Annotated in this window: 27 protein-coding genes; 10 read left to right on the top strand and 17 right to left on the bottom strand. The window is 62.0% G+C overall.

Features of this window, described 5'->3' with window-relative positions; translation table 11 throughout:
- The first annotated feature begins 42 nt into the window (after positions 1-42).
- From JET17_RS21515 to JET17_RS21530, 4 genes are all read left to right on the top strand, one after another.
- Positions 43-1,419 (top strand): L-serine ammonia-lyase, encoded by a 1,377-nt coding sequence (locus tag JET17_RS21515; RefSeq protein ID WP_012316044.1) that lies wholly within the window; start codon positions 43-45, stop codon positions 1,417-1,419.
- 27 nt (positions 1,420-1,446) lie between these two features.
- Positions 1,447-2,568 carry a glycine cleavage system aminomethyltransferase GcvT gene (gene gcvT / locus JET17_RS21520; protein ID WP_012316045.1) on the top strand — a complete coding sequence of 374 codons (1,122 nt, stop codon included), beginning with the start codon at positions 1,447-1,449 and terminating at the stop codon, positions 2,566-2,568.
- A 355-nt stretch (positions 2,569-2,923) separates the two neighbouring features.
- Positions 2,924-3,136: a cold-shock protein gene (locus tag JET17_RS21525; protein ID WP_012316046.1), complete on the top strand. Its 213-nt coding sequence runs from the start codon at positions 2,924-2,926 to the stop codon at positions 3,134-3,136.
- A 91-nt stretch (positions 3,137-3,227) separates the two neighbouring features.
- The gene (locus JET17_RS21530) at positions 3,228-3,716 is read left to right on the top strand and encodes an RDD family protein (RefSeq protein ID WP_012316047.1); all 489 of its coding nucleotides are present in this window, start codon (positions 3,228-3,230) and stop codon (positions 3,714-3,716) included.
- Positions 3,717-3,813: 97 nt separating this feature from the next.
- Here the strand turns inward: JET17_RS21530 and lptG are convergent, their stop codons facing one another.
- Together lptG and lptF are read right to left on the bottom strand one after the other, a co-directional pair.
- Positions 3,814-4,875, bottom strand: a complete 1,062-nt coding sequence (gene lptG / locus JET17_RS21535) for an LPS export ABC transporter permease LptG (protein WP_012316048.1) — start codon at positions 4,873-4,875, stop codon at positions 3,814-3,816.
- Positions 4,868-5,983 (bottom strand): LPS export ABC transporter permease LptF, encoded by a 1,116-nt coding sequence (gene lptF, locus JET17_RS21540; RefSeq protein ID WP_012316049.1) that lies wholly within the window; start codon positions 5,981-5,983, stop codon positions 4,868-4,870. Before lptF ends, lptG begins: the two co-directional genes overlap by 8 nt.
- Positions 5,984-6,272: 289 nt before the next feature.
- Between lptF and JET17_RS21545 the strand changes: the two genes are divergently transcribed.
- From JET17_RS21545 to rlmF, 5 genes are all read left to right on the top strand, one after another.
- Complete coding sequence (locus tag JET17_RS21545) at positions 6,273-7,766, top strand: leucyl aminopeptidase (RefSeq protein WP_012316050.1); 1,494 nt, start codon at positions 6,273-6,275, stop codon at positions 7,764-7,766.
- A 51-nt stretch (positions 7,767-7,817) separates the two neighbouring features.
- Positions 7,818-8,246 carry a DNA polymerase III subunit chi gene (locus JET17_RS21550; protein WP_012316051.1) on the top strand — a complete coding sequence of 143 codons (429 nt, stop codon included), beginning with the start codon at positions 7,818-7,820 and terminating at the stop codon, positions 8,244-8,246.
- Positions 8,247-8,251: 5 nt separating this feature from the next.
- Positions 8,252-8,629, top strand: coding sequence for a hypothetical protein (locus JET17_RS21555; RefSeq protein ID WP_012316052.1), 378 nt, complete (start codon positions 8,252-8,254; stop codon positions 8,627-8,629).
- A 138-nt stretch (positions 8,630-8,767) separates the two neighbouring features.
- Positions 8,768-11,614 (top strand): valine--tRNA ligase, encoded by a 2,847-nt coding sequence (locus tag JET17_RS21560; protein ID WP_012316053.1) that lies wholly within the window; start codon positions 8,768-8,770, stop codon positions 11,612-11,614.
- 171 nt (positions 11,615-11,785) lie between these two features.
- Complete coding sequence (gene rlmF / locus JET17_RS21565) at positions 11,786-12,736, top strand: 23S rRNA (adenine(1618)-N(6))-methyltransferase RlmF (RefSeq protein WP_012316054.1); 951 nt, start codon at positions 11,786-11,788, stop codon at positions 12,734-12,736.
- Positions 12,737-12,787: 51 nt separating this feature from the next.
- Here the strand turns inward: rlmF and JET17_RS21570 are convergent, their stop codons facing one another.
- Positions 12,788-13,069, bottom strand: a complete 282-nt coding sequence (locus JET17_RS21570; protein ID WP_012316055.1) for an HU family DNA-binding protein — start codon at positions 13,067-13,069, stop codon at positions 12,788-12,790.
- A gap of 393 nt (positions 13,070-13,462) precedes the next feature.
- Between JET17_RS21570 and yejK the strand changes: the two genes are divergently transcribed.
- A complete protein-coding gene (gene yejK, locus JET17_RS21575) occupies positions 13,463-14,470 on the top strand; it encodes a nucleoid-associated protein YejK (protein ID WP_012316056.1) in 1,008 nt (335 codons plus the stop codon).
- Here the strand turns inward: yejK and JET17_RS21580 are convergent, their stop codons facing one another.
- The 14 genes from JET17_RS21580 to JET17_RS21645 form a co-directional block, all read right to left on the bottom strand.
- Positions 14,471-14,758 carry a GIY-YIG nuclease family protein gene (locus JET17_RS21580; RefSeq protein ID WP_150105156.1) on the bottom strand — a complete coding sequence of 96 codons (288 nt, stop codon included), beginning with the start codon at positions 14,756-14,758 and terminating at the stop codon, positions 14,471-14,473.
- Between the two features lie 36 nt (positions 14,759-14,794).
- Positions 14,795-15,265, bottom strand: a complete 471-nt coding sequence (locus JET17_RS21585; RefSeq protein WP_012316058.1) for a nuclear transport factor 2 family protein — start codon at positions 15,263-15,265, stop codon at positions 14,795-14,797.
- 102 nt (positions 15,266-15,367) lie between these two features.
- Positions 15,368-16,648, bottom strand: a complete 1,281-nt coding sequence (locus JET17_RS21590; protein ID WP_012316059.1) for a CynX/NimT family MFS transporter — start codon at positions 16,646-16,648, stop codon at positions 15,368-15,370.
- Between the two features lie 13 nt (positions 16,649-16,661).
- A complete protein-coding gene (locus tag JET17_RS21595; protein ID WP_012316060.1) occupies positions 16,662-17,312 on the bottom strand; it encodes a FadR/GntR family transcriptional regulator in 651 nt (216 codons plus the stop codon).
- 112 nt (positions 17,313-17,424) lie between these two features.
- Positions 17,425-18,471 (bottom strand): histidinol-phosphate transaminase, encoded by a 1,047-nt coding sequence (hisC, locus tag JET17_RS21600; RefSeq protein ID WP_012316061.1) that lies wholly within the window; start codon positions 18,469-18,471, stop codon positions 17,425-17,427.
- A 2-nt stretch (positions 18,472-18,473) separates the two neighbouring features.
- Entirely contained in the window at positions 18,474-19,799 is a 1,326-nt protein-coding gene (gene hisD, locus JET17_RS21605) for a histidinol dehydrogenase (protein ID WP_012316062.1), read from the bottom strand.
- Positions 19,800-19,925: 126 nt separating this feature from the next.
- Positions 19,926-20,561, bottom strand: a complete 636-nt coding sequence (hisG, locus tag JET17_RS21610; protein ID WP_012316063.1) for an ATP phosphoribosyltransferase — start codon at positions 20,559-20,561, stop codon at positions 19,926-19,928.
- A gap of 90 nt (positions 20,562-20,651) precedes the next feature.
- Positions 20,652-21,917, bottom strand: coding sequence for a UDP-N-acetylglucosamine 1-carboxyvinyltransferase (gene murA / locus JET17_RS21615; protein WP_012316064.1), 1,266 nt, complete (start codon positions 21,915-21,917; stop codon positions 20,652-20,654).
- Positions 21,918-21,940: 23 nt separating this feature from the next.
- The gene (locus JET17_RS21620) at positions 21,941-22,180 is read right to left on the bottom strand and encodes a BolA family protein (protein WP_003255121.1); all 240 of its coding nucleotides are present in this window, start codon (positions 22,178-22,180) and stop codon (positions 21,941-21,943) included.
- Positions 22,181-22,298: 118 nt separating this feature from the next.
- Positions 22,299-22,601, bottom strand: coding sequence for an STAS domain-containing protein (locus JET17_RS21625; RefSeq protein WP_012316065.1), 303 nt, complete (start codon positions 22,599-22,601; stop codon positions 22,299-22,301).
- Entirely contained in the window at positions 22,598-23,251 is a 654-nt protein-coding gene (locus JET17_RS21630) for an MlaC/ttg2D family ABC transporter substrate-binding protein (protein ID WP_012316066.1), read from the bottom strand. Before JET17_RS21630 ends, JET17_RS21625 begins: the two co-directional genes overlap by 4 nt.
- A 9-nt stretch (positions 23,252-23,260) precedes the next feature.
- On the bottom strand, positions 23,261-23,746 hold the full coding sequence (mlaD, locus tag JET17_RS21635) for an outer membrane lipid asymmetry maintenance protein MlaD (protein ID WP_012316067.1): 486 nt from the start codon (positions 23,744-23,746) through the stop codon (positions 23,261-23,263).
- Positions 23,746-24,543, bottom strand: coding sequence for a lipid asymmetry maintenance ABC transporter permease subunit MlaE (mlaE, locus tag JET17_RS21640; RefSeq protein ID WP_012316068.1), 798 nt, complete (start codon positions 24,541-24,543; stop codon positions 23,746-23,748). Before mlaE ends, mlaD begins: the two co-directional genes overlap by 1 nt.
- On the bottom strand, positions 24,543-25,352 hold the full coding sequence (locus tag JET17_RS21645; RefSeq protein ID WP_012316069.1) for an ATP-binding cassette domain-containing protein: 810 nt from the start codon (positions 25,350-25,352) through the stop codon (positions 24,543-24,545). The genes mlaE and JET17_RS21645 overlap by 1 nt, the downstream gene beginning before the upstream one ends.
- Between the last annotated feature and the right edge of the window lie 160 nt (positions 25,353-25,512).

Raw genomic sequence — 25,512 nt, forward strand, 5'->3', positions numbered from 1 at the left:
GCAGCCCCAAAGGGTTAACCGGATATGTCAGGAGGAAGCACCATGTCACTGAGCGTCTTCGACCTGTTCAAGATCGGCATCGGCCCCTCCAGCTCCCACACGGTCGGCCCGATGCGCGCTGCCGCGCGTTTCGCCGAAGGTTTGCGCCGTGACGGCCTGCTGGCCAGCACCGCCAGCGTCAAGGCCGAGCTGTACGGCTCGCTGGGTGCTACGGGCAAAGGCCATGGCAGCGACAAGGCGGTGCTGCTTGGCCTGGAAGGCGAGCACCCCGATACCGTCGACACCGAAGCCATTCCCGCCCGTCTGCAGGCAATCCGTGAAAGCGGCCATCTGCACCTGCTCGGTGAACACACCATCGCCTTCATCGAGAAGCAGCACCTGGCGATGATCCGCAAGCCACTGGCGTACCACCCCAACGGCATGATCTTCCGCGCCTTCGACGCCGCCGGCCTGCAAATCCGCAGCCGGGAGTACTACTCGGTGGGCGGCGGTTTCGTGGTCGACGAAGAGGCCGCCGGGCAAGACCGCATCGTCGAGGACAGCACCGTACTCGTCTACCCGTTCAAGACCGCCAAGCAACTGCTCGGGCATTGCACCGCCCATCACCTCTCGGTAAGCCAGGTGATGCTGGCCAACGAGGCGGCCTGGCGCCCCGAGGCCGAAACCCGTGCGGGTCTGCTGCGGATCTGGCAGGTAATGCAGGATTGCGTCGCAGCCGGCTACCGGCACGAGGGCATCCTGCCGGGTGGGCTGAAGGTTAAACGCCGGGCACCGGCACTGTACCGTCAACTCAGCCAGCACCCGGAGGCCAACCTGCGCGATGCGTTGTCGGTACTTGACTGGGTCAACCTCTATGCCTTGGCGGTCAACGAGGAAAATGCCTACGGCGGGCGCGTGGTCACTGCACCGACCAACGGTGCCGCGGGCATCGTCCCGGCAGTACTGCACTACTACATGCGCTTCGTCCCCGGTGCCAGTGAAGACGGCGTCGTGCGTTTTCTATTGACGGCCGCGGCCATCGGCATCCTGTACAAGGAAAACGCCTCGATCTCCGGGGCCGAGGTCGGCTGCCAGGGCGAAGTCGGCGTGGCCTGCTCAATGGCAGCCGGCGCCTTGTGCGAAGTGATGGGCGGCAGCGTGCAACAGGTGGAAAACGCTGCCGAAATCGGTATGGAACACAACCTGGGCCTGACCTGCGACCCGATCGGAGGGTTGGTACAGGTGCCCTGCATCGAGCGCAACGCGATGGGCTCGGTCAAGGCCATCAATGCGGTGCGTATGGCCCTGCGTGGCGACGGGCAGCACTACGTGTCGCTCGACAAGGTCATCCGCACCATGCGCCAGACCGGCGCCGACATGAAAAGCAAATACAAGGAGACCGCCCGCGGCGGTCTGGCCGTCAACATCATTGAATGTTGACCCGACAACAAAACCAAGGAGTCACCGATGTCCGAAACACTGCACAAGACCCCGCTACACGCCCTGCACCTGGAACTGGGCGCGCGCATGGTGCCATTCGCCGGCTTCGACATGCCGGTGCAGTACCCGCTGGGCGTGCTCAAGGAGCACCTGCACACCCGTGAGCAGGCCGGCCTGTTCGATGTCTCGCACATGGGCCAGATCATCCTGCGTGGCAAGAATGCCGCCCAGGCACTGGAAAGCCTGGTGCCAGTGGATATCATCGACCTGCCAGTGGGCATGCAGCGCTATGCCATGTTCACCAACGAGCAAGGTGGCATCCTCGACGACCTGATGGTTGCCAACCTGGGCGACGACACGCTGTTCCTGGTGGTCAATGCCGCCTGCAAGGAGCAGGATCTGGCCCACCTGCAGCAGCATATCGGGGACCGTTGCCAGATTCAGCCACTGTTCGAGGAACGTGCCCTGCTCGCCCTGCAAGGCCCGGCCGCAGTCACCGTGCTCGCGCGCCTGGCCCCGGAAGTAGCCGGCATGACCTTCATGCAGTTGCGCCCAGTCAGCCTGCTGGGCGAAGACTGCTTCGTCAGCCGCTCGGGCTACACCGGCGAAGACGGTTATGAAATCTCGGTTCCGGCCAAGGCCGCCGAAGCACTGGCCCGCCGCCTGCTGGCCGAGCCTGAAGTGCAGCCGATCGGCTTGGGCGCGCGCGACTCTCTGCGCCTGGAAGCGGGCCTGTGCCTGTATGGCCACGATATGGACACCGCCACCACGCCGGTCGAGGCCAGCCTGCTCTGGGCCGTGTCCAAGGTCCGCCGCGCCGACGGGGCGCGCGCTGGCGGCTTCCCTGGTGCCGATGTGGTCTTTGCCCAGCAGCAAGCCGGCGTGGCCCGCAAGCGTGTTGGCCTGCTGCCACAGGAACGTACGCCCGTGCGCGAAGGCGCAGAGATTGTCGATGCATCTGACAAGCCCGTAGGTAAAGTCAGCAGTGGCGGCTTCGGCCCGACACTTGGCGCACCGGTTGCAATGGGTTATGTCGAGATCGAACATGGCGCGCTGGACACTTCACTGTTTGCCCTGGTGCGCGGCAAGAAGGTTGCCCTGAAAGTCAGCAAAACGCCTTTTGTGGCGCAACGTTACTATCGCGGTTGAACGCGGTACATGAGGTTTGCGAGCAGGTCGACTTATTCGTTTCCGAACCTGCCCCATAACTTATGAACATGGCGCCAGGCCAGGCGCCATGCCGTTTGCGATGAAATGTACAGTTATCGAAAAAAGCCCGATTTTCCAGCTGACCAAGGGCTTGTTTTTTTCTTGGGAGTTGGCGTAGAGTCATTGCACTGTGTTTGCATGGGTCGCAACAGTTCGTGACCTGGGCCAGTAGCCGCAATCTGCTACAACCCGTTCGACGTGACTTACTTTCCTGCAACCCAGCCCAGTACTCTTTCACTTTTGATAACGTGAAAGTAACTGTCATTAAAATTTAAGCTTCATAGGAAATAAGACAATGGCTGAGCGTCAGAACGGTACCGTCAAGTGGTTCAATGACGAGAAAGGTTACGGCTTCATCACCCCAGAAAGCGGTGCTGATCTGTTCGTGCACTTCCGTGCCATCGAGGGCAACGGCTTCAAGAGCCTGAAAGAAGGCCAGAAGGTCACCTTCGAAGCAGTTCAGGGCCAAAAAGGCCTGCAGGCTGACAAGGTTCAAGTCCTCGGCTAAGCCGGTCGCGACTTAGAAGAAAGCCCCTGCCCAGTGCAGGGGTTTTTTTTTGCCCGTAGAATAGCGGCTTCGCCATTCGGAGCTGTCCTGCATGCCCAAGCCTCTGCTTTCACCCCAAGGTGATTTCCCGCCGGTCGGCCTGGGCCGGCGCCTGGCGGCGATGTTCTACGACTTCCTGTTGTGTACGGCCTTGCTGATCGTCACCGCAGGGGCCTACAAGATGATCCAGATGGCGATCATCGGCGAGGCACGCATGCGCGAACTGACCGAGGCTGGTGCGCTGGACGGCGACCCGCTGCTGTCGACAATCCTGCTGTTTGCGCTGTTCGGTTTTTTTGCCAAGTTCTGGACCCACGGCGGGCAGACCCTGGGCATGCAGGTATGGGGCGTGCGCGTGCAAAACCTTGATGGCAGCGCAATCAGCCTGTGGCAGGCGCTGCTGCGCTTTATCGTGTCGATCGCCTCATGGCTGTGCCTGGGGCTGGGGTTCTTCTGGTCACTGATCGACAAGCGCAAGCGCGGCTGGCATGACATTTACTCGCAGACACAGTTGGTGCGGGTACCGAAACAGAAGAAATAAGCCAGTCAGTTGGCGTTGTTAGGGCCGCTTTGCGGCCCCAAAACGATTACCTGACTGGCATTAACCCTGAGGTCGGCTTTCTCGCATCATCAGGCCATCATCCCGCCCGGCGCAGCAACCATAAGCCGGCCAGTGCACACACACCAGCCGGGATCACTACCGCCAACAGCGGCGGGAAGCCGAACACCTGGCTCGAAGGGCCAAGCAGGTCGCCGGCAATACGGAATACAAACCCCACCAGCACGCCAGTGAACACACGCTGGCCGAGGGTTACCGAACGCAGCGGCCCGAAGATGAACGAAATCGCCATCAGCACCAAGGCCGCAGTCACCGCCGGCTGCAGCACCTTGGTCCAGAACGCCAGCCAGTAACGGGCATTGTTCAGGCCCTGGTCGGACAGGTAGTGGATGTAGTCCCACAGCCCGGTGATCGACAGCGACTCCGGGGCCAGCACCACGGTATTGAGCAATTGTGGGGTCACCGAGACATCCCAGCGTTCTTCCGAGCTCTTCACCACTTCGGTGTGATCGCCACGGAAGTAGGTGGTGCTGACATCGCTGAGTACCCAATGATCGTTCTCATAACGCGCCCGGCGCGCGAAACTCGACGTGACGATCTTACGCTCGTCATCGAAGCGGTAGCGGGTCACACCCAGCAACAGGCCATTGGGCTGCACCGAGTTGATATGCACGAACTCATCACCCTGACGGTGCCACATGCCGCGCTTGGAGCTCTGCGCCTCACCGCCGCCCTGGGCCAGGGAACGGTCGGCCTGGGCCTTGTTCTCGCTGATCGGCGCCACGTACTCACCAATCAGCAGGCCGACCAGCATCAGCACCAGCATCGGTTTCATCACCGCCCAGACGATACGCCCGATGGAAACCCCGGCGGCACGCATGATGGTCAGTTCGCTGCTGCTGGCCAGGCTGCCCAGGCCGATCAGGCAGCCGATCAGTGCCGCCATCGGCAACATGTCGTAGAGCCGGCGGGGCGCCGTGAGCAATGTGAACCAGCCAGCATCCATGACGGTATAGGTATCGCTCAGATCGCTCATCTCATCGATGAATGCGAACAACGAAGCCAGGCCCAGAATGATGCCCAGCACGGCCAGGATGGCCATCAGCACGCTCTGGCCGATGTAGCGGTCGAGCTTAACCATGGGCCACCTCCGCACGACGGGCGGCACGCTTGAGGCGCAACGGCTCCCAGTACATCAGGCCCAGGCCGATGAGCAGGAACAGCCCATGCACCCACCACATGCCCAGGGCGATCGGCAGCTTGCCTTTCTCCAGAGCGCCACGTACGGAAATCAGCATCGTCAGGTAGGCCATGTACAGAAGAATCGCCGGCAGCAGCTTGAGGAAGCGGCCCTGGCGCGGATTGACCCGGGACAGCGGCACTGCCAGCAGGGTCACGATGAATACCAGGATCGGCAAGGAGATACGCCATTGCAGCTCGGCACGTTCGCGTAGCCCGGCATTGCCGATCAGTTGGGAGGTAGGAATGGCTTCACGCTCGGTCACTTCCTCGCTGACTTCAGGCTTGGGCAACAGCACCCCGTAGGTGTCGTACTTGATCGCCCGGTAATCGGCCTGGCCAGGGTTGCCGTCATAGCGGTAGCCATTCTGCAACACCAGGTAACGGTTGCCGTCGGCCTGCACTTCCTGGTGGCCCTTTTCGGCTACCAGCACGGACGGTGCGCGGTCCTTGGTCTTGTCCTGGTTGAAGCGCTTCTCGGAGATGAATACACCGGTGAGGTTGCTGCGATCATCGGTCAACTCCTCGGTGTAGGTCACCCGCGAACCGTCGCGCAGGGTCTGGAAGCGGCCCGGCACCAAGGTATCGAACTCGGTCAGGGCATCCTGCTGGCCAATGATCTGCTGCACCTGGGCAACGCCCAGCGGCGCCAGACTCAGGCTCAGCCAGGCCACCAGCAAGGCGACCAGTGCCGCAGGTGCCATGGTCAGGCCGAGCAGGCGTTGCTGGCTCATGCCGGTGGCCGACAGCACGGTCATCTCGCTTTCCAGATACAGCCGGCCATAGGCCAGAAGGATGCCGAGGAACAGCCCCAATGGCAGGATCAGTTGCAAGAAACCGGGCAGGCGGAAGCCCATGATCAGGAACAGCACGCTCGGGTCGAGCACGCCCTGGGCCGCCTGGGCCAGGTACTTGATGAAACGCCCGCTCATGATGATCACCAGCAGCACTGCGCTGACGGCGCTCAAGGTCACCAGGACCTCGCGGGAGAGATAACGAAAGACGATCAAACCAGACACTCCTGGGTTGTCAGGGGCGGACTGCCAAACAAAGGCTTACGACAGCCAAGACCAATGCCGGTTCGCCGGGGGCGAACCTCCTTGTAAAGTGCGCGCATTATCCTGTGAATGGCCGCGCCTGTCACTTGGCCGCGCATCAAGGCTGACAACGGGGTTGTCAGCACGCTTGCCGCAGGCTCAAACTGGCAGCTTTTCCACTGGCGCGCGACCACGCGGCCAGGCCCGCCCAGAGCGCAAGAACTCAAAGCGCCAACTGCACAGATCATTCGGGGACCCTGACATGGAACTGGTTGTAAAAAGCGTAGCTGCTGCATCCGTAAAAACCGCCACCCTGGTCGTACCGGTCGGCGAAGGGCGCAAGCTCGGCGCCGTTGCCAAAGCTGTCGACCTGGCCACCGACGGCGCCATCAGTGCCGTGCTCAAGCGTGGCGACCTGGCCGGCAAGCCAGGCCAGACGCTGCTGCTGCAAAACCTGCCTGGCCTTAAGGCCGAGCGCGTACTGCTGGTGGGCAGCGGCAAGGACGAAGCCCTCGGTGACCGCGCCTGGCGCAAACTGGTCGCCAGCGTTGCCGGCGTGCTGAAAGGCCTCAACGGCAGCGACGCAGTACTGGCACTGGACGACATCGCCGTCAGCAACCGTGATGCCCACTACGGCAAATATCGCCTGCTGGCCGAAACCCTGCTTGATGGCGAATACGTGTTCGACCGTTTCAAGAGCCAGAAAGCCGAGCCACGCGCCCTGAAAAAGATCACCCTGCTGGCCGACAAGGCCGGCCTGACCGAAGTGGAGCGCGCGGCACGGCACGCCACCGCCATCGCCACCGGCATGGCCTTCACCCGCGACCTGGGCAACCTGCCGCCGAACCTCTGCCACCCAAGCTACCTGGCCGAGCAGGCCAAGGAGCTGGGCAAGGCTCACAAAGGCCTCAAGGTCGAAGTGTTCGACGAGAAGAAGATCAAGGACCTGGGCATGGGCGCGTTCTACGCAGTCGGCCAGGGCAGCGAACAGCCGCCACGCCTGATCGTCCTGCAATACCAGGGCGCCAAGAAGAGCGACAAACCGTTCGTGCTGGTCGGTAAAGGCATCACCTTCGACACCGGCGGCATCAGCCTCAAGCCCGGTGCCGGCATGGACGAGATGAAGTACGACATGTGCGGCGCCGCCAGCGTGTTCGGCACCCTGCGCGCCGTGCTTGAACTGAAGCTGCCGATCAACCTGGTGTGTATCCTGGCCTGCGCCGAGAACATGCCGAGCGGCAACGCCACCCGGCCGGGCGACATCGTCACCACCATGAGCGGGCAGACCGTTGAAATCCTCAACACCGACGCCGAAGGCCGCCTGGTGCTGTGCGATGCACTGACCTACGCCGAACGTTTCAAGCCACAGGCGGTGATCGACATCGCGACCCTGACCGGCGCTTGCATCGTTGCCCTCGGCAGCCACACCGCAGGGCTGCTGGGCAACAACGACGAGCTGATCGGCCAGTTGCTCGACGCCGGCAAGCGCGCCGACGACCGCGCCTGGCAGCTGCCGCTGTTCGATGAGTATCAGGAGCAGCTGGACAGCCCGTTCGCCGACATCGCCAACATCGGTGGGCCGAAGGCCGGCACCATCACCGCCGCCTGCTTCCTGTCGCGGTTCGCCAAAGCCTACAACTGGGCGCACCTGGACATCGCCGGCACCGCCTGGGTCAGCGGGGGCAAGGACAAGGGAGCCACTGGCCGCCCGGTGCCGCTGCTCACCCAATACCTGCTCGACCGCGCCAGCGCCTGATGCCGTGAGGCCGGTGACGCCCCAAGGCGTCACCGGCCGGCAGAGCGAACCATGAGTAAAGTCGATTTCTACATCCTGCCCACCGACTCGCTGTCGGCACGGCTGGATTTCGCCTGCAAGCTGTGCGAAAAGGCCTGGCGCCTCGGCCACCGGGTCTACCTGCATTGCCAGGACGCCGAGCAGCGCAGCGAGCTGGACCAACGCCTGTGGCGCTTCAAGGGCGAAGCGTTCGTACCCCACGACCTGGCGGAGGCACATGCCGACGCCACAGTGGCCCTGGGTCTGGCCGACAACGCCGGCGAGCATCGGGACCTTCTGATAAACCTGGGCGCTGATGTGCCCGGCTTTGTCGGGCAATTCGAGCGGGTTGCCGAAATCGTTGTCGAGCAAGCGGATATCCGCCAATCGGCCCGCGAACGATTCCGTTTCTACCGCGAACAGGGCTATGCTCTGCAAGACCACCGCTTACAGCGACTTTGACGACGATGGACAAGCCTTCCGCCCTACCCGATTCCGCCCATCTGCTTGACGACCTTGAGTCGATCCGCCAGCTGCTGGGCGACGCCGACCTGCAACCACCACTGCTCACCGAGACGGTGGAACAGATTCCGCTGCTGCTCGACACCCCGGCCGGCAACACCCTGCCAGCACCTGAACCGGCTGCAGCACCAGCCGAAGCAGAACCCGAAGAAGACCCGCAGACCCGCCGCCAGGACACACTGCTGCACCTGGAAGCCGAGCTCCGCGCCGCCGCCCAGCTGATCATGCAGGACGTGATCAACGACTTCACCCCGCATATCGAAACCGAGATCAAGCGCCGGCTCGATGCACGCATCGAGCGGCTGATCAAGCGTTCTGAATAAGCCTTGACAATCGCGGCGCACTCTTTGCGGGTTTACCCCGCCAAGAGTGTCCATAGGTCTTGCAGCTTGTCGCTTGAAGCTCGCAGCTCCGTTATACTTCCCGGCTTTCCCGAATAAATGCACAGGGTCCCGCCGCGCATGGATAAGACCTACCAGCCGCACGCCATCGAAACTTCCTGGTACAACACCTGGGAGTCCGAAAACTATTTCGCTCCACAAGGTGCAGGTGAGTCCTACACCATCATGATCCCGCCACCGAACGTGACGGGTAGCCTGCACATGGGCCACGGTTTCAACAACGCGATCATGGACGCCCTGATCCGTTTCCGTCGCATGCAGGGCCGCGACACCCTGTGGCAGCCGGGTACCGACCACGCCGGTATCGCCACCCAGATGCTGGTCGAGCGCCAGCTCGAAGCCAAGGGCCAGAACCGTCACGACCTCGGCCGTGACGCCTTCCTGGACAAGGTCTGGGAATGGAAAGAGCAGTCTGGCGGCAACATCAGCCGGCAGATCCGTCGCCTGGGCTCGTCGGTAGACTGGAGCCGCGAACGCTTCACCATGGATGACGGCTTGTCCGAAGCGGTCAAGGAAGCCTTCGTGCGCCTGCACGAAGACGGCCTGATCTACCGTGGCAAGCGCCTGGTCAACTGGGACACCAAGCTGCACACGGCCATCTCCGACCTCGAAGTGGAAAACCATGACGAGAAGGGCCACCTGTGGAACCTACGCTACCCGCTGGCCGACGGTGCCAGAACTGCCGACGGCCAGGATTACCTGGTGGTTGCCACCACCCGCCCGGAAACCCTGCTGGGTGACGCTGCGGTAGCGGTCAACCCGAACGATGAGCGCTACCAGGCACTGATCGGCAAGTTCGTCGAGTTGCCACTGGTCGGCCGTCGCATCCCGATCATCGCCGATGACTACTGCGACCCCGAGTTCGGTACCGGCTGCGTGAAGATCACCCCGGCACATGACTTCAATGACTATGAAGTGGGCAAGCGCCACAACCTGCCGCTGCTCAACATCTTCGACAAGAACGCCTTGGTGCTGCCCGCCGCCCAGGCATTCAACCTCGATGGCAGCGTCAATGAGCAAGCCGACACCCGCCTGCCCGCCCAGTACGCCGGCCTCGACCGGTTCGTCGCGCGCAAGCAGATCGTCGCCGACCTGGACGCTCAGGGGCTGCTGGTCAGCATCGACGACCACGCTTTGAAAGTACCGAAGGGCGACCGCTCCGGCACCATCATCGAGCCATGGCTGACCGACCAGTGGTACGTCTCCACCAAACCGCTGGCCGAGCCTGCGATTGCTGCCGTTGAAGATGGCCGCATCCAGTTCGTGCCCAAGCAGTACGAAAACATGTACTTCTCCTGGATGCGCGACATCCAGGATTGGTGCATCAGCCGTCAGCTGTGGTGGGGCCACCGGATCCCGGCCTGGTACGACGAGGCCGGCCAGGTCTATGTCGGCCGCAACGAAGCCGAAGTGCGCGCCAAGCACAACCTGGGCGCCGACGTGGTCTTGCGCCAGGACGACGACGTGCTCGACACCTGGTTCAGCTCGGGGCTGTGGACCTTCTCCACCCTCGGCTGGCCGGAGCAGACCGAATTCCTCAAGAAATTCCACTCCACCGACGTGCTGGTCACAGGCTTTGACATCATCTTCTTCTGGGTTGCCCGGATGATCATGCTGACCATGCACCTGATCAAGAACGAGGATGGCACCCCGCAGGTTCCGTTCAAGACCGTGTATGTGCACGGCCTGGTACGTGACGGCCAGGGCCAGAAGATGTCCAAGTCCAAGGGCAACGTGCTTGACCCGCTGGACATCGTTGACGGCATCACCCTGGACGCCCTGCTGGAAAAACGCACCAGCGGCATGATGCAGCCCAAGCTGGCCGAGAAGATCGCCAAGCAGACCAAGGCCGAGTTCCCGGAAGGCATTGCCAGCTACGGCACCGACGCCCTGCGCTTCACCTTCTGCTCGCTGGCCTCCACTGGCCGCGACATCAAGTTCGACATGGGCCGCGTCGAAGGCTATCGCAACTTCTGCAACAAGATCTGGAACGCCGCCCGCTATGTGCTGGACAAAGGCGAGGACTGCGGCCAGAACGGCGAAGCCTACGAGCTGTCGCTGGCCGACCGCTGGATCATCTCGCAGCTACAACGCACCGAAGCCGAAGTAACCCGCCAGCTCGAGCAGTTCCGTTTCGACCTAGCCAGCCAGGCCCTGTACGAGTTCATCTGGAACCAGTACTGCGACTGGTACCTGGAGCTGTCCAAGCCGGTACTGTGGGACGAAAACGCTCCGGTAGAGCGCGCCCGCGGCACCCGCCGCACCTTGGTGCGCGTGCTGGAAGTGGCGCTGCGCCTGGCTCATCCGTTCATGCCGTTCATCACCGAAGAAATCTGGCAGCGCATCGCGCCGCTGGCAGGCATCGACGGCAAGACCATCATGCTCCAGCCGTGGCCAGTGGCCAACGAAAGCCGCATCGATGCCGCCGCCGAAGGCGATATCGAATGGCTCAAGGAACTGATGGTAGGCCTGCGTAACATCCGCGCCGAAATGAACATCGGCCCGGGCAAGCCCCTGCCACTGTTCCTGAAGAACGCCAACGCCGACGACCAGCGCCGCCTGCAGGAAAACGAAGCCCTGCTCAAGAAGCTGGCCAAGGTCGAGTCGTTCACCGTGCTCGGCGAGGCCGACGAAGCGCCGCTTTCGGCCACCGCACTGGTGGGCGATCTGCAGGTGCTGGTGCCGATGGCCGGCCTGATCGACAAGGACGCCGAGCTGGCTCGCCTGAACAAGGAAATCCAGCGCCTGCAAGGTGAAGTGCAACGCGTCGGCGGCAAGCTGTCGAACGCCGCCTTCGTCGACAAGGCACCGCCTGCGGTGATCGAGAAGGAACGCGCCAAGCTGGCCGAGTCCGAGCAGGCCCTGGCCAACTTCACCGAGCAGCATGCGCGGATCGCTGCGCTGTAACAGTTACATCGCTGACTGACCGGCGGGGGCTAAGCCCCCGATCGCGACACAAGGCCGCTCCTACAGATTTGATGCCGGATTCAACGGCACCGCTATCCTGTAGGAGCGGCCTTGTGTCGCGAAAGGGCCGCGCAGCGGCCCCAGGCCAGCGATGCCCATTTGGATTCAAGCATGACCCAGAAACCCACCCTGCACCCGCGCAACCGCCATCAGGGGCGCTACGACTTCCCCAGCCTGATCAAGGCCCACCCGGACCTGGCTCGCTTCACCATCACTAACCCCCACGGTAAACCCAGCATCGATTTCGCCAACCCCGAAGCCGTGCGGGTGTTCAACCGCGCCTTGCTCAAGGCCCAGTACGGCATCCAGCACTGGGACATTCCCGCAGATTACCTGTGCCCGCCGATACCCGGCCGCGCCGACTACATCCACGTAGCCGCCGACCTGTTGGCCGAGGATAACGCTGGCGAAGTGCCCAAAGGCGCTCAGGTGCGCGCCCTGGACATTGGCGTGGGCGCCAACTGCATCTACCCGCTGCTCGGCCACTGCGATTACCGCTGGCGCTTCCTCGGCTCGGACATCGACCCGGTGGCACTAGCCTCGGCCAAGGCAATCGTTCAGGCCAATGGCCTGAGCAAAGCCATCGCACTACGCCAGCAGAACAACGCCAAACTCATTCTCGGCGGCCTGCTCGAGGAAGACGAACGCTTCGACCTGACCTTGTGCAACCCGCCCTTCCACGCCTCACGCGAGGAAGCCACCCGTGGCAGCCAGCGCAAGTGGAAGAACCTCGGCAAACAGGACCCCAAGCGCAAGCTGCCCGTGCTCAACTTCGGCGGGCAGAACAACGAGCTGTGGTGTGAAGGTGGCGAGATCCGCTTCGTCAGCCAGCTGGTTGGCGAAAGCCTACAGTACGCTGTACAGGTGTTGTGGTTCACCAGCCTGGTGTCCAAGGCCAGCAACCTGCCCGGCATCGAAGCGGCGCTGAAAAAAGCCGGCGTCAAGGCCGTACGTATCGTTGAGATGGGCCAGGGGCAGAAACAGAGCCGTATGGTCGCGTGGAGCTTCCACGACCATAGCCAACGGCAGGCCTGGAACGAGCGACGCAAATCACAGGCATGAAAAAACCGCGCCCGGGCAAGCCGGGCGCGGTTTGGTCAATGCATCAACGAATTACTTGTTGATAGCGTCGGTCAGCGACTTGGCCGGCACGAATTTGACGACTTTCTTGGCAGCGATTTCGATGGCAGCGCCAGTCGAAGGGTTGCGGCCGGTACGGGCAGGACGCTCGGAGACTTTCAGCTTGCCGATGCCTGGCAGGGTGATTTCAGCGCCGTTTTCCAGCTGGTCGGCAACGATCTGGCCCAGTTGCTCCAGAGCGTTTTTGGCGGTGGCTTTCGGCTGAGCGATCGACTCGGCGATATCGGCAATCAGTTGGTCTTTGGTCAATGCCATGGTGGTGTTCCTTCCCTATCAAATTCAGTGGTTATGCAGCGCTCTACGACGTTATCGGGCCAGCCCCTGAAGTCTGGAGGGCCGCGCCAATCGGGCATGTAGATGCGTAAATCGGCGTTTGGTTCGACACGGAGCAAGCGCGCTGCCAGCAATGCGCCACCCGAGGTGCGCAAGACCGCGCAAAGCTACCACAGGAATGGATAAATATCCGCTGCCCGCTTCAATTTAGTGCAGGTTTTTCGGGGGTTTTAGCCAAATTCGCAAAAAATTGAACAAAAAAACAACAACCGGCATTTCTGCCAACATCCGGCCACTGCATCACCTGTCGTCTGGGGTAAACTTCACAACTTTTGCAGCGCGGCGCCTGGCCGCCCACGACTGACCGAGAATTCCATGCCAATCCGTCATTGCATCGTTCACCTGATCGACAAGAAGCCCGATGGCAGCCCCGCCGTGCTGCATGCACGGGATACCGAGCTGGGCGCATCGGACGCTATCGAAAACCTGCTGGCCGACCTTAACGACAGCTACAACGCCAAGCAGGGCAAAGCCTGGGGCTTCTTCCACGGCGAATCCGGCGCCTACCCGCTGAGCGGCTGGCTAAAGCAGTACCTGGAACAGGAAAAGGACTTTGCCGCCTTCAGCCGCGTTGCCGTCGAGCATCTGCAAAAGCTGATGGAAGAATCCAACCTTTCCACCGGCGGCCACATCCTTTTCGCCCACTACCAGCAAGGCATGACCGACTACCTGGCCATCGCTCTGCTGCACCACAGCGAAGGCGTGGCGGTGAACGCCGAACTGGATGTGACGCCCTCGCGTCACCTGGACCTCGGCCAGTTGCACCTGGCGGCACGTATCAACCTGTCGGAGTGGAAGAACAACCAGAACTCCAAGCAGTACATCTCGTTCATCAAGGGCAAGAATGGCAAGAAGGTTTCGGATTACTTCCGCGACTTCATCGGCTGCCAGGAAGGCGTCGACGGCCCAGGCGAAACCCGCACCCTGCTCAAAGCCTTCAGCGACTTCGTTGAAAGCGAGGACCTGCCAGAAGAAGCCGCACGCGAAAAGACCCAGACCCTGGTCGACTACGCTACCACCCAGACCAAACTGGGCGAGCCGGTAACCTTGGAAGAGCTGTCCAGCCTGATCGACGAAGACCGGCCTAAAGCCTTCTACGACCACATCCGCAACAAGGATTACGGCCTGTCGCCCGAGATACCGGCGGACAAACGTACCCTGAACCAGTTCCGCCGCTTCACCGGGCGCGCCGAAGGCCTGTCGATCAGCTTCGAAGCGCACCTGCTGGGGGACAAGGTGGAGTATGACGAGGTGGCGGGCACACTGATCATCAAAGGCCTGCCGACGCAACTGGTAGACCAGCTAAAGCGTCGCAAGGACTGATCAACCGCTGGTATAGGAGGCGACCAAAGCCTCCTTCGCAGCCTTGCGCAACTTCTTCACCAGGCGCTCCTGGCGCAATGCCTCGCCCTTGTCCGGCCATTGCTCGACGTAGACCAGCGCCTGCGCCGGGCTGGTCTTGAAATACCGCGCCCCCTGCCCTTTCTGATGCGCTACGAAACGCCGCTGCGGATCATCACTGATGCCGCAGTACAGCGAACCATTGGCAGCCCTCACCAGGTAGACATACCAAGGTTTGCAGATGGGGTTCTCGGATACGTCGCTCACGATGCTTGTGCCTGGCTGCAAAGCCGACAGCTTAACCGCTCAGTTCGCCTGCTGGAACGCACGCAGCCCTTTGAACGCCTGCTGGCGCACCTTGTTCTGCAGCATGGGCGACCACCCCAGCAACACACCGGGTGCACCCAACGCCTGACGCGACCAACGCCACAGGTCGAAGCTGTCGTCATGCTGGCAGATCAACCCGTCGCGGATGACGAAGCGCGCCTGGATATCGTTGACCACGGTACGGCCGGTCTGGCTGAACAGGTAGGTCGCCACCCAATGTGCACAGGCGCTGCGCTCGTCTGCATGGACCTGGTCGAACGTCAGGGAGAAATCCTTGGCCCGGGTGGTGAGCATACGCCACATGTCACCGGCATCACGGCCGCGCAGGGTACCGAAAACCGGGTCACTGAAGACGATGTCTTCGCTGTAGCAAGCCACCATCGCTTCGGCGTCCAGACGCTGGAAAGCCTGATAGAAGCGGGTGATCAGGTCACGGTTGGCGTCGCTCATGGGCAGGCCCGTCCTGGGAATGGAAAGCTGCACGATAATCTGTGGGCACCGGCAATGCCATGCCCATTTGCAACATGAATGCCGGCTGGATCAGTGCAGACTTCAGAGCCTTTCGCTACTCACTTTGACATGCCGCGCCCGCCCTGCCCCAAGGCCGAACACGATGGCCCCCACACCCAATACGGCAAAGATCCAGCCCACTGCGGCCCAGCCGCCCGTCATGTCATGTACCAAGCCCACCGCAAAGGGGCCCATGGAGGCAAGGGTGTAACCCACGCCCTGGGCCATGCTCGACAGGTTGGCCGCCACGTGGGCGTCTTTGGAACGCAGCACGATCAACGTCAGCGCCAAGGCAAAAGTACCGCCTTGCCCCAGGCCTAACAGCACCGCCCAGCCCCACAGGCCAGACAGCGGCGCATACAGGCAGCCGAACAGGCCGGCCAGGGTAATGAGCATGACCAGCACGATTGCCAGCCGCTGGTCTTTGCCCCGCGTGGCCAGCCAGGGTGCACTCAGCGAGCTGACCAGTTGCACGATCACCGAGCCGGAGAGCACCAGGCCCGCTTCGGTCGGGCTCAGACCACGGCCGATGAGGATCGACGGCAACCAGCCGAACACGATATAGGCCAGCGATGACTGCAACCCCATGTACAAGGTCACCTGCCAGGCCAGCGGATCGCGCCACAGCCCTCTCACTCGGTAAGCCACCTTGTGCAGGCCATGCCCCTGGCGCGCCTGGGGCAACCAGACCAGCATGGCCAGCAGTGCAGGGATCATCCAGAAACCCAGGCCCAAGGCCCAGCTGCCGTGCAAATGCTCGGTCAACGGTACCGTGGCGCCTGCCGCCATGGCTGCGCCTAGGCAAAGGGCCATGGTGTAGACACCCGTCAAGGTGCCGGCATGCTTGGGAAAATCACGCTTGACGATGCCAGGCAACAGCACACCGATGATGCCAATGCTGGCACCGGCCATGATGCTGCCAAGAAATACCCCGGTTGTACCCATCGCACTGCGTAGAACGATGCCTAGCGCCAGCGTCAGCAAGATGCCGAGGATCACCCTCTCGCTACCCCAGCGCCGCGCAAGCAGCGGCGCAAGCGGCGCAAACAGCCCAAGACAGAGCACTGGCAAGGTCGTCAGCAGCCCAGCCTGAGAGGCACTAAGGCCCAGGCTTTCACTGACCAGGCCAAGTACCGGGGCCATGCTCGACAGCGCCGGGCGCAGGTTCAGGGCGACCAGTACCAGGCCCAGCAACAGCAACCAAGGCCGCTGCAGCATCACAGGCTGGTCCTGCACTTGCGCATCATCGGCTTCGGCATCAATCAGCAGTTCATCCAGCTCGCGCTCGCGGGCAGGTGTGTCACGGGTCATTGGTTCAGCCATGGCCTTCTCGTGGTCAGGATTCGATGAGGGTGCGGCTCAGGCACTTGGCCCGCTCCGCATCGCGTTGTTCGATGGCGTCGAGGATCTGACCATGCAGATCGAAGGTGGCCTGGCAGCGCGGAACAGTGGCCATGTTGTGCTGCAGCGCGGCAGCCACGACACCCGAGAAATAGCGGTACAACTCGCTAAGCGCCGGGTTGTGTGCAGCGTCGATCAGGCGTTGGTGAAACGCCAGGTCGCAACTGACATAAGCATCCACATCACCATGAAAATGCTCGGCGCTGCCCTTTAGCGCGATGCGCAGGGCACGCAAGTCGTCATCGGTACGCCGCAGTGCTGCCAAGCCTATCGCCTCGGTTTCGAGGATGTGCCGCGTTTCCCTCGCCTGTTCCAGCGTGCAGCGGGACATTGCCAGTACAGCCTGCAGCGGGTCCTGGCAAGTACGCAGGTAACTGCCGTCGCCCTGGCGGATTTCCACCAGGCCGCTGAAGGCCAGCACGCGCATGGCCTCACGCACGGTATTGCGGCTGATGCCCAACTCCAGGGCCAGCTCCGGCTCGGTGGGCAGGCGCTGCCCTACCCGCCAGTCACCCTGGAGGATGCGCTCGCGCATGCGCTCCACAGCGAGCTCTACCAAAGATCGCTTGGCCAATTCACTGCCCATGCCTAATCAACCAATCATCCGACGAATTTGCGTATGTTAAGTCAGCGTGGATGGCAGATCAAATCAGCGCGCCAACCAAATCAGTGGGGCCGCTATGCGGCCCCACTGATTATCAGCTCAGCGCATCAATCAGCGCCTGGTTCATTTCTGGTGTACCGATGGTGATACGCAGGAACTGGGCAATCCGCTGTTGCTTGAAGTGGCGCACAATTACACCTTGCTCACGCAAACGCGCCGCCAGCTGCGCCGCATCCTCCTGCGGGTGGCGGGCGAAGATGAAGTTGGCCGCCGATGGCAGCACCTCGAAACCCTTGGCAGTCAACTGCTCCACCAGTGCTTCACGGCTGTCGATCACCTTGCGGCAGGTGGCTTCGAAGTACGCCTGGTCCTCGAACGCCGCAGCGGCGCCGACGATCGCCATACGGTCCAGCGGATACGAGTTGAAGCTGTTCTTGATCCGCTCCAGCGCCTCGATGAGGTCCGGGTGCCCTACCGCCAGGCCAACCCGCAAGCCCGCCAGCGAGCGCGACTTCGATAGGGTCTGGGTCACCAGCAGGTTGTCGTAGCGGTCCACCAGGCTGATAGCCGTCTGGCCACCAAAGTCGATATAGGCTTCATCGACCACTACCACCGAGTCGCGGTTGGCCTGCAACAACTGCTCGATTGCCTGCAGCGGCAACAGGCAACCGGTCGGCGCATTCGGGTTGGGGAAGATGATCCCGGCGTTAGGCTTCTGGTAGTCCTCGACACGGATCTGGAACTGTTCATCCAGCGCCACAGGCTCGAACGGGATGCCATAGAGGCCACAGTACACCGGGTAAAAGCTGTAGCTGATGTCCGGGAACAACAGCGGGCCGCCGTGCTGGAACAGGCCGTGGAAAATGTGCGCCAGCACCTCGTCCGAGCCGTTGCCTACGAACACCTGCCCAGTGGTTACGCCGTAATACTCGGCTACCGCCTGCTTGAGCCGGTCACCATTGGGGTCCGGGTACAGCCGCAGGTTGTCGTTCAGCTCGCCGCGCATGGCCTCCAGCGCCTTGGGCGACGGGCCATAGGGGTTTTCGTTGGTATTGAGCTTGACCAACCGGGCCAGCTTGGGCTGCTCGCCGGGGACGTAAGGCACCAGGTCCTTGACGAAGGGGCTCCAGAATCGACTCATGCTCAGTTCCCCTTGTCTTGGGTCAGGATACGGTATTCGGCGCTACGGGCGTGGGCGGTCAGCGATTCGCCACGGGCCAGGACCGAGGCGGTGTGGCCCAGCTCGGATGCGCCCTGCTCGGAGCAGAAGATGATCGACGAACGCTTCTGGAAGTCATAAACACCCAGTGGCGACGAGAAGCGCGCGGTACCGGAAGTCGGCAGTACATGGTTGGGACCGGCGCAGTAGTCGCCGAGCGCTTCGCTGGTGTGACGGCCCATGAAGATCGCGCCGGCGTGACGGATCTGTCCCAGCCAGGCCTGCGGATCGGCGACCGACAGCTCCAGGTGTTCGGGGGCAATGCGATTGGCCACTTCGATGGCTTGCTGCATGTCGCGCACCTGTATCAATGCGCCACGGCCATTGATCGACTTCTCGATGATCTCGGCGCGCTCCATGGTTGGCATCAGCTTGTCGATGCTGGCAGCCACACGGTCGAGGAATTCGGCATCCGGGCTGACCAGGATGGCCTGGGCATCTTCATCGTGCTCGGCCTGCGAGAACAGGTCCATGGCGATCCAGTCGGGGTCCGTCTGGCCGTCGCACACCACGAGGATTTCCGAAGGGCCGGCAATCATGTCGATACCGACCTGGCCAAACACATGGCGCTTGGCGGTGGCCACGTAGATGTTGCCTGGGCCGACGATCTTGTCTACCTGCGGCACGCTCTCGGTGCCATATGCCAGGGCCGCGACCGCCTGGGCACCACCCACGGTGAACACACGGTCGACGCCTGCAATGCAGGCTGCAGCCAAGACCAGCTCGTTGACTTCACCGCGCGGCGTAGGCACCACCATGACCACTTCAGCCACGCCCGCTACCTTGGCCGGGATGGCGTTCATCAGTACCGACGACGGATAAGACGCTTTACCGCCAGGTACATACAAGCCGGCGCGATCGAGCGGCGTAACCTTCTGGCCCAATACGGTACCGTCGGCCTCGGTGTACTGCCAGGAGTCCTGCTTCTGCCGTTCGTGGTAGATACGCACGCGCTCGGCGGCCTTCTCCAGGGCTGTGCGCTGGGCGTCGGTGATGCGGGTCAGGGCCAGTTCCAGGCGTTCACGCCCAAGGATCAGGTCGTTGATGGACGTGGCACCTACACCATCGAAACGCTGGGTGAATTCCACCAGCGCCGCATCGCCGCGCTCGCGCACGGCCTTGATGATGTCGAGCACGCGCTGGTTGACCGCGTCATCGGACACACTTTCCCAGCTCAGCAGATGATCCAGATGTCGGGCGAAATCCGGATCAGCGGCGTTGAGACGGGCGATTGCAGTGGACACGGTCATGGCGAGGGCCTCGATTATTAGCGAATGCTCAGGCGCCCTAGGCTACCAGTCCATCCGCGCGGGCACCCGAGAAAAGTGGCTATGACGCGGATAGACGGGCGCGACAGCAGAGGTCGCGCGTTCGAGTCAGCCGCGGTGTCGCGATTCGACAGCTTGACGCAGGGTGTCGATCAGGCTCTGGATGCGGGCATGCTGCATCTTCATGGACGCCTTGTTGACCACCAGGCGCGAGCTGATCGTGGCGATCAGGTCCTGGGGCTCCAGGCCATTGGCGCGCAGGGTGTTGCCGGTGTCGACCACGTCGATGATCTTGTCGGCGAGGTTGATCAGCGGTGCCAGCTCCATCGAACCGTACAGTTTGATGATGTCGACCTGACGGCCTTGCTCGGCATAGTAGCGCTTGGCTACGTTGACGAACTTGGTTGCAACGCGCAGGCGACCCTTGGGCTCGGGAGCACCGACCACGCCTGCGGTCATAAGCTTGCAGCGGGCGATCTGCAGGTCCAGCGGCTCATACAAGCCCTGGCCGCCGTACTCCATCAGCACGTCCTTGCCCGCCACACCGAGGTCGGCGGCACCATGCTCGACATAAGTCGGCACGTCGGTGGCTCGCACGATCAGCAGACGCACGTCGTCCTGGGTGGTTGGAATGATCAGCTTGCGGCTCTTGTCCGGATTCTCGGTCGGCACGATACCGGCCTCGGCCAGCAATGGCAGGGTATCGTCGAGGATGCGGCCTTTGGAAAGCGCGATGGTCAACATTGGAACGTCGGTCCTTAAGCGGCTACAACCGACCCGGTCATCGACCCGGCCGTGTTCAATTCAATGGGCGCATCCTTGCGCCGACGAGCATTAGCCCGGTACGCGACGGATCTTCGCACCCAGCATCTGCAGTTTCTCTTCGATGCACTCGTAACCACGGTCGATGTGGTAGATGCGGTCGATCAAGGTATCGCCTTCAGCGACCAGCGCCGACAGCACCAGGCTGGCGGAAGCACGCAGATCAGTGGCCATGACCGGTGCACCCTTGAGTGCCGGCACGCCCGTGACGATGGCGGTGTTGCCCTCGACCTGGATATGCGCGCCCATGCGGTGCATTTCGTACACGTGCATGAAGCGGTTCTCGAAGATCGTCTCGATGACCGCGCCGGTGCCTTCGGCAATGGCGTTGAGCGAGATGAACTGTGCCTGCATGTCGGTCGGGAACGCCGGGTACGGAGCGGTACGAAGGTTGACGGCTTTTGGCCGTTTGCCATGCATGTTCAGCTCGATCCAGTCCTCGCCGGTGGTCAGGTCGGCACCCGCTTCCTTGAGCTTTTCCAGCACGGCTTCAAGGATGGTCGGGTCGGTGTCCTTGACCTTGACGCGGCCACCAGTCACGGCAGCGGCAACCAGGTAAGTACCGGTCTCGATACGGTCGGGCATGACTCGGTAGCTGGCCGAGTGCAAACGCTCGACGCCATCGATGGTGATGGTGTCGGTACCAGCACCTTGCACGTTGCCGCCCATGGCATTGATGAAGTTGGCCAGGTCGACCACTTCTGGCTCGCGTGCGGCGTTTTGCAGCACGCTGCGGCCCTTGGCCAGGGCAGCAGCCATCATGATGTTTTCGGTACCGGTCACGCTGACGGTATCGAAGAAGAAGTGCGCACCGCGCAGGCCGCCCTCAGGAGCCTTGGCCTTGATATAGCCGCCTTCGACTTCAATCTTTGCACCCATGGCCTCAAGGCCGCGGATGTGCAGGTCGACCGGTCGCGAACCAATGGCGCAACCGCCTGGCAGGGCCACTTCGGCCTCGCCGAAACGAGCAACCATCGGACCAAGCACCAGGATCGAGGCGCGCATGGTCTTGACCAGCTCGTAAGGCGCGACCAGGGTCTTGATGGTACGGGGGTCGATTTCCACCGCCAGCTTTTCGTCGATCACAGGCTCAATGCCCATGCGGCCGAACAGCTCGATCATGGTGGTGATGTCGTGCAAGTGTGGCAGGTTGCCCACGGTGACCGGGCCGTCAGCCAGCAGGGTCGCCGCCAGAATCGGCAGGGCCGCGTTCTTCGCGCCCGAAATGCGGATCTCGCCGTCAAGGCGAGCGCCGCCAGTAATAATCAGTTTGTCCATTGGAGTCTCGCCGCCAAGTTGGCTCAGGTGCGCTCAGCCCAGGCTGCGCTGCTGAAAAATTTCATGGTTACCGCATGGATGCTACCGTTGGCGATCCAGGGATTAAGGTGAGCATAGATCGCCTGCTGACGCTTGACCGGGCTCAGGCCAGCCAACTCGTCGCTGATCACGTTCAACTGGAAGTTGCAGCCTTCGCCTTCAACTTCGACCCGGGATCCCGGCAATTTTTCTTCAAGGAAGCTCTTAACTTCTACAGCCTGCATGCTCAACCTCAATCGGCGCCCGATGCGCACGGGTCGGCCATCATACAAAAAAGCCCCCCGCCTGCGAAGCCCACCGAGGGCGTGCGCTGACCGAGGGGCCTCCATAAGTGGCAAGCCATCAGCTCGCCAGCACTTCATCGAGGTCATAGACCTCGGCAATTTCCCGCATGTCGTCGGGCATCCCGCGGACCTCGCAGGTCTTGCCGCCGGCCTGGCCATCGCGGATGAACGCCAGCAGCAGCGACAGGCCGACACTGGAAGACTTTTCTACCGCCGTGCAATCGATTATCAGGCGTGGCTCGCGGGAAGCCTCGACCAGAGCCTTGCCTTGCTTGCGCAAGGCCGGGCCACTGCGGTAGTCCAGCACACCGACCAGGCGCAACACGCCCGGCTCGGCCATGTTCACGCCGCCCTCGCTCATTTCACAGCCTTGTCTGACGAAGTGTCGGCAGTCTGCTTGGCCTTGGCCACCTCGCCGGCCCAGCCATCGATGGTCTTGTCCAGGTTGTTGCCGTTACGCTGCATGGCGTCGGCGAACTGGTCACGGAACAGCTTGCCGATGTTGATGCCGTTGACGATGACGTTGCGCACCTTCCACTCGCCACCCAGGTTTTCCATGGTGTACTGCACTGGATAGACGGCGCCGTTATTGCCAGTCACCTTCATGCCGACGCTGGCGCGCTTGCCGTCATCGACCTTGGCCGGATCGACGGTAATACCCTGGTTGTTGTATTCCAGCAGGGCGTTGCCATAGAACTGCATCAGGCTGCGCTTGAAGTTTTCCTGGAAGCGCTGCATCTGCTCGGGCGTGGCCTTGCGCGAGTACTTCACGGTCATGATGCTTTTCGAGATACCGTCAGCATCGACCACCGGGCCAAGGATGCGGTTGAGGGCATCGTAGAAGGCCTGCGGGTTGGTCTTGTACTGCTCCTTGTTGGACTTGAGGTCACCCAGCAATTCATTGGTCGTGCCCTGCACGACATCGTGCGGAGACTGCCCGGGCGCCGCTACTGTCAGCAGGGGAAAGGCCGCCAGCAGGACCAGCAGGCCACGTCGCAGGATCGAAATCATGGAAACTCCTTAATTAGCCGGTTGTGCTTCTTTCGGTTCCTTGCCCACGGTATTGAGCAGGAACTTGCCAATCAAATCTTCCAGTACCAACGCCGACTGGGTGTCATGGATGGTTGCGCCCTCCTTGAGCACCTCTTCCTCACCGCCGACACTGATGCCGATGTACTTCTCGCCAAGCAGACCGGCGGTCAGGATCGAAGCAGTGGAGTCCGTCGGCAGATTGTCGACTTTTCCGTCCAGCTGCAGGGTCACCCGGCCGGTGTAGGAATCACGGTCCAGATCGATGGCGGTGACCTTGCCGATCGTCACACCGGCCATGGTCACTTTAGCTCTGACCGTCAAACCGGCGATATTGTCGAAGTAGGCATAAACTTTATAGGTATCGCTGCTCGGGCTGGCCGATAGCCCGCTGACACGCAGAGCCAGCAGCAGCAACGCCAGGATCCCGGCCAACAGAAACAGGCCGACACCGATTTCCAGGGTGCGGTTTTGCATCAGAAATCTCCAAACATCAAGGCGGTCAGAATAAAGTCCAGACCCAGTACAGCCAACGAGGCATAAACCACGGTCTTGGTGGTGGCACGGCTGATCCCTTCTGAGGTGGGCTCGCAGTCATACCCTTGGAATACGGCGATCCAGGTCGTGACGAAGGCGAACACCAGGCTCTTGACCAGCCCGTTGAGCACGTCGTCGGTAAAGGAAACACTGTTCTGCATGTTGGCCCAGAACGAGCCTTCGTAGACGCCCAGCCAGTCCACAGCGACCCACGAGCCACCCCAGATGCCGACCACGCTGAAGATCAGCGCCAGCAGCGGCAACGAAATGAAACCGGCCCACAGGCGTGGCGCAACGATGTACTTGAGCGGGTCGACACCGATCATCTCGAGGCTCGACAGTTGCTCGGTGGACTTCATGTTGCCGATTTCGGCGGTCAGCGCCGAGCCTGCCCGGCCGGCGAACAGCAGTGCAGTGACCACTGGGCCCAGCTCGCGCAGCAGGGTCAGGGCGACCATCTGCCCCACCGCCTGCTCCGAACCATACTTGGTCAGAATGCTGTAACCCTGCAGCGCCAGCACCATACCGATGAACACACCGGACACCGCGACGATCGCCAGCGACAGCACGCCCACCGAATACAGCTGCTTGGTCAGCAGCTGGAAGCCGCCGCCGATGCCGCCGCGGCCGACCAGTGCATGGAACAGGAACAGGCAGGAACGCCCGAGCACGGCCAACACGTCGATTGCCGAGCGGCCGAACAAGCGGATACGTTCAAGCAAGGATTTTCTGCGCATCAACGCGTCCCCAACAAATCGGCGCGGTAGTCAGGCGCAGGGAAGTGGAATGGCACAGGGCCGTCCGGATCGCCCTTCATGAACTGGCGAATGCGCGGATTGTCCGAGCCCATCAGCTCATCGGGCGTACCCTGGCCCAGCACCTGGCCGTCACCAACCACGTAGATATAGTCGGCGATGCTGGCGGTTTCGGCGAGATCGTGGGATACCACGATGCTGGTAATACCCAGTGCGTCATTGAGCAACCGGATAAGGCGTACCAGTACACCCATGGCGATCGGGTCCTGGCCGACGAACGGCTCGTCATACATGAGGATCTGCGGATCCAGCGCAATCGCCCGGGCCAGCGCCACGCGCCGCTTCATGCCACCGGACAGTTCGTCGGGCATCAGGTCGATGGCACCGCGCAGGCCCACGGCCTGCAGCTTCATCAACACGATGTCGCGGATCATCTCGTCCGACAGCTGGGTGTGCACGCGCAGCGGGAAGGCAACGTTCTCGAACACATCGAGGTCGGTGAACAGGGCACCGCTCTGGAACAGTACTCCCATCTGCTTGCGCGCATCGAACAGGTCGCTGCGCGACAAGCTCGGCAGGTTCTGCCCGGCAACCCACACTTCACCAATGGACGGGCGCAACTGCGCGCCCATCAGGCGCAACAGCGTGGTCTTGCCGCAACCCGACGGCCCCATGATGCCGGTGACCTTGCCACGCGGTATGCGTATGTCGACATTGCTGAAAATGCTGCGCGAACCGCGCTTGAAGGTTACGCCCTTCAACTCGACCGCGTAGGCGCTATCCACACTCATCTAGACTCCTTGCTAGTACAGCCATGTCCTAATGGACGCCGGCCCTCATCTTGAAGACACACGCGCCCCTGGCGGGCCGAATAGCGGCGAACTATAGCACCGCTGACAGGGCTGCCCCAAGGCCATGGAGTGAGTCGTTCAGGCCAGCGACAGGCTCCGA

Origin of the sequence: Pseudomonas putida (assembly GCF_016406145.1) — a bacterium.
GTDB classification, from domain to species: Bacteria; Pseudomonadota; Gammaproteobacteria; order Pseudomonadales; family Pseudomonadaceae; genus Aquipseudomonas; species Aquipseudomonas putida_E.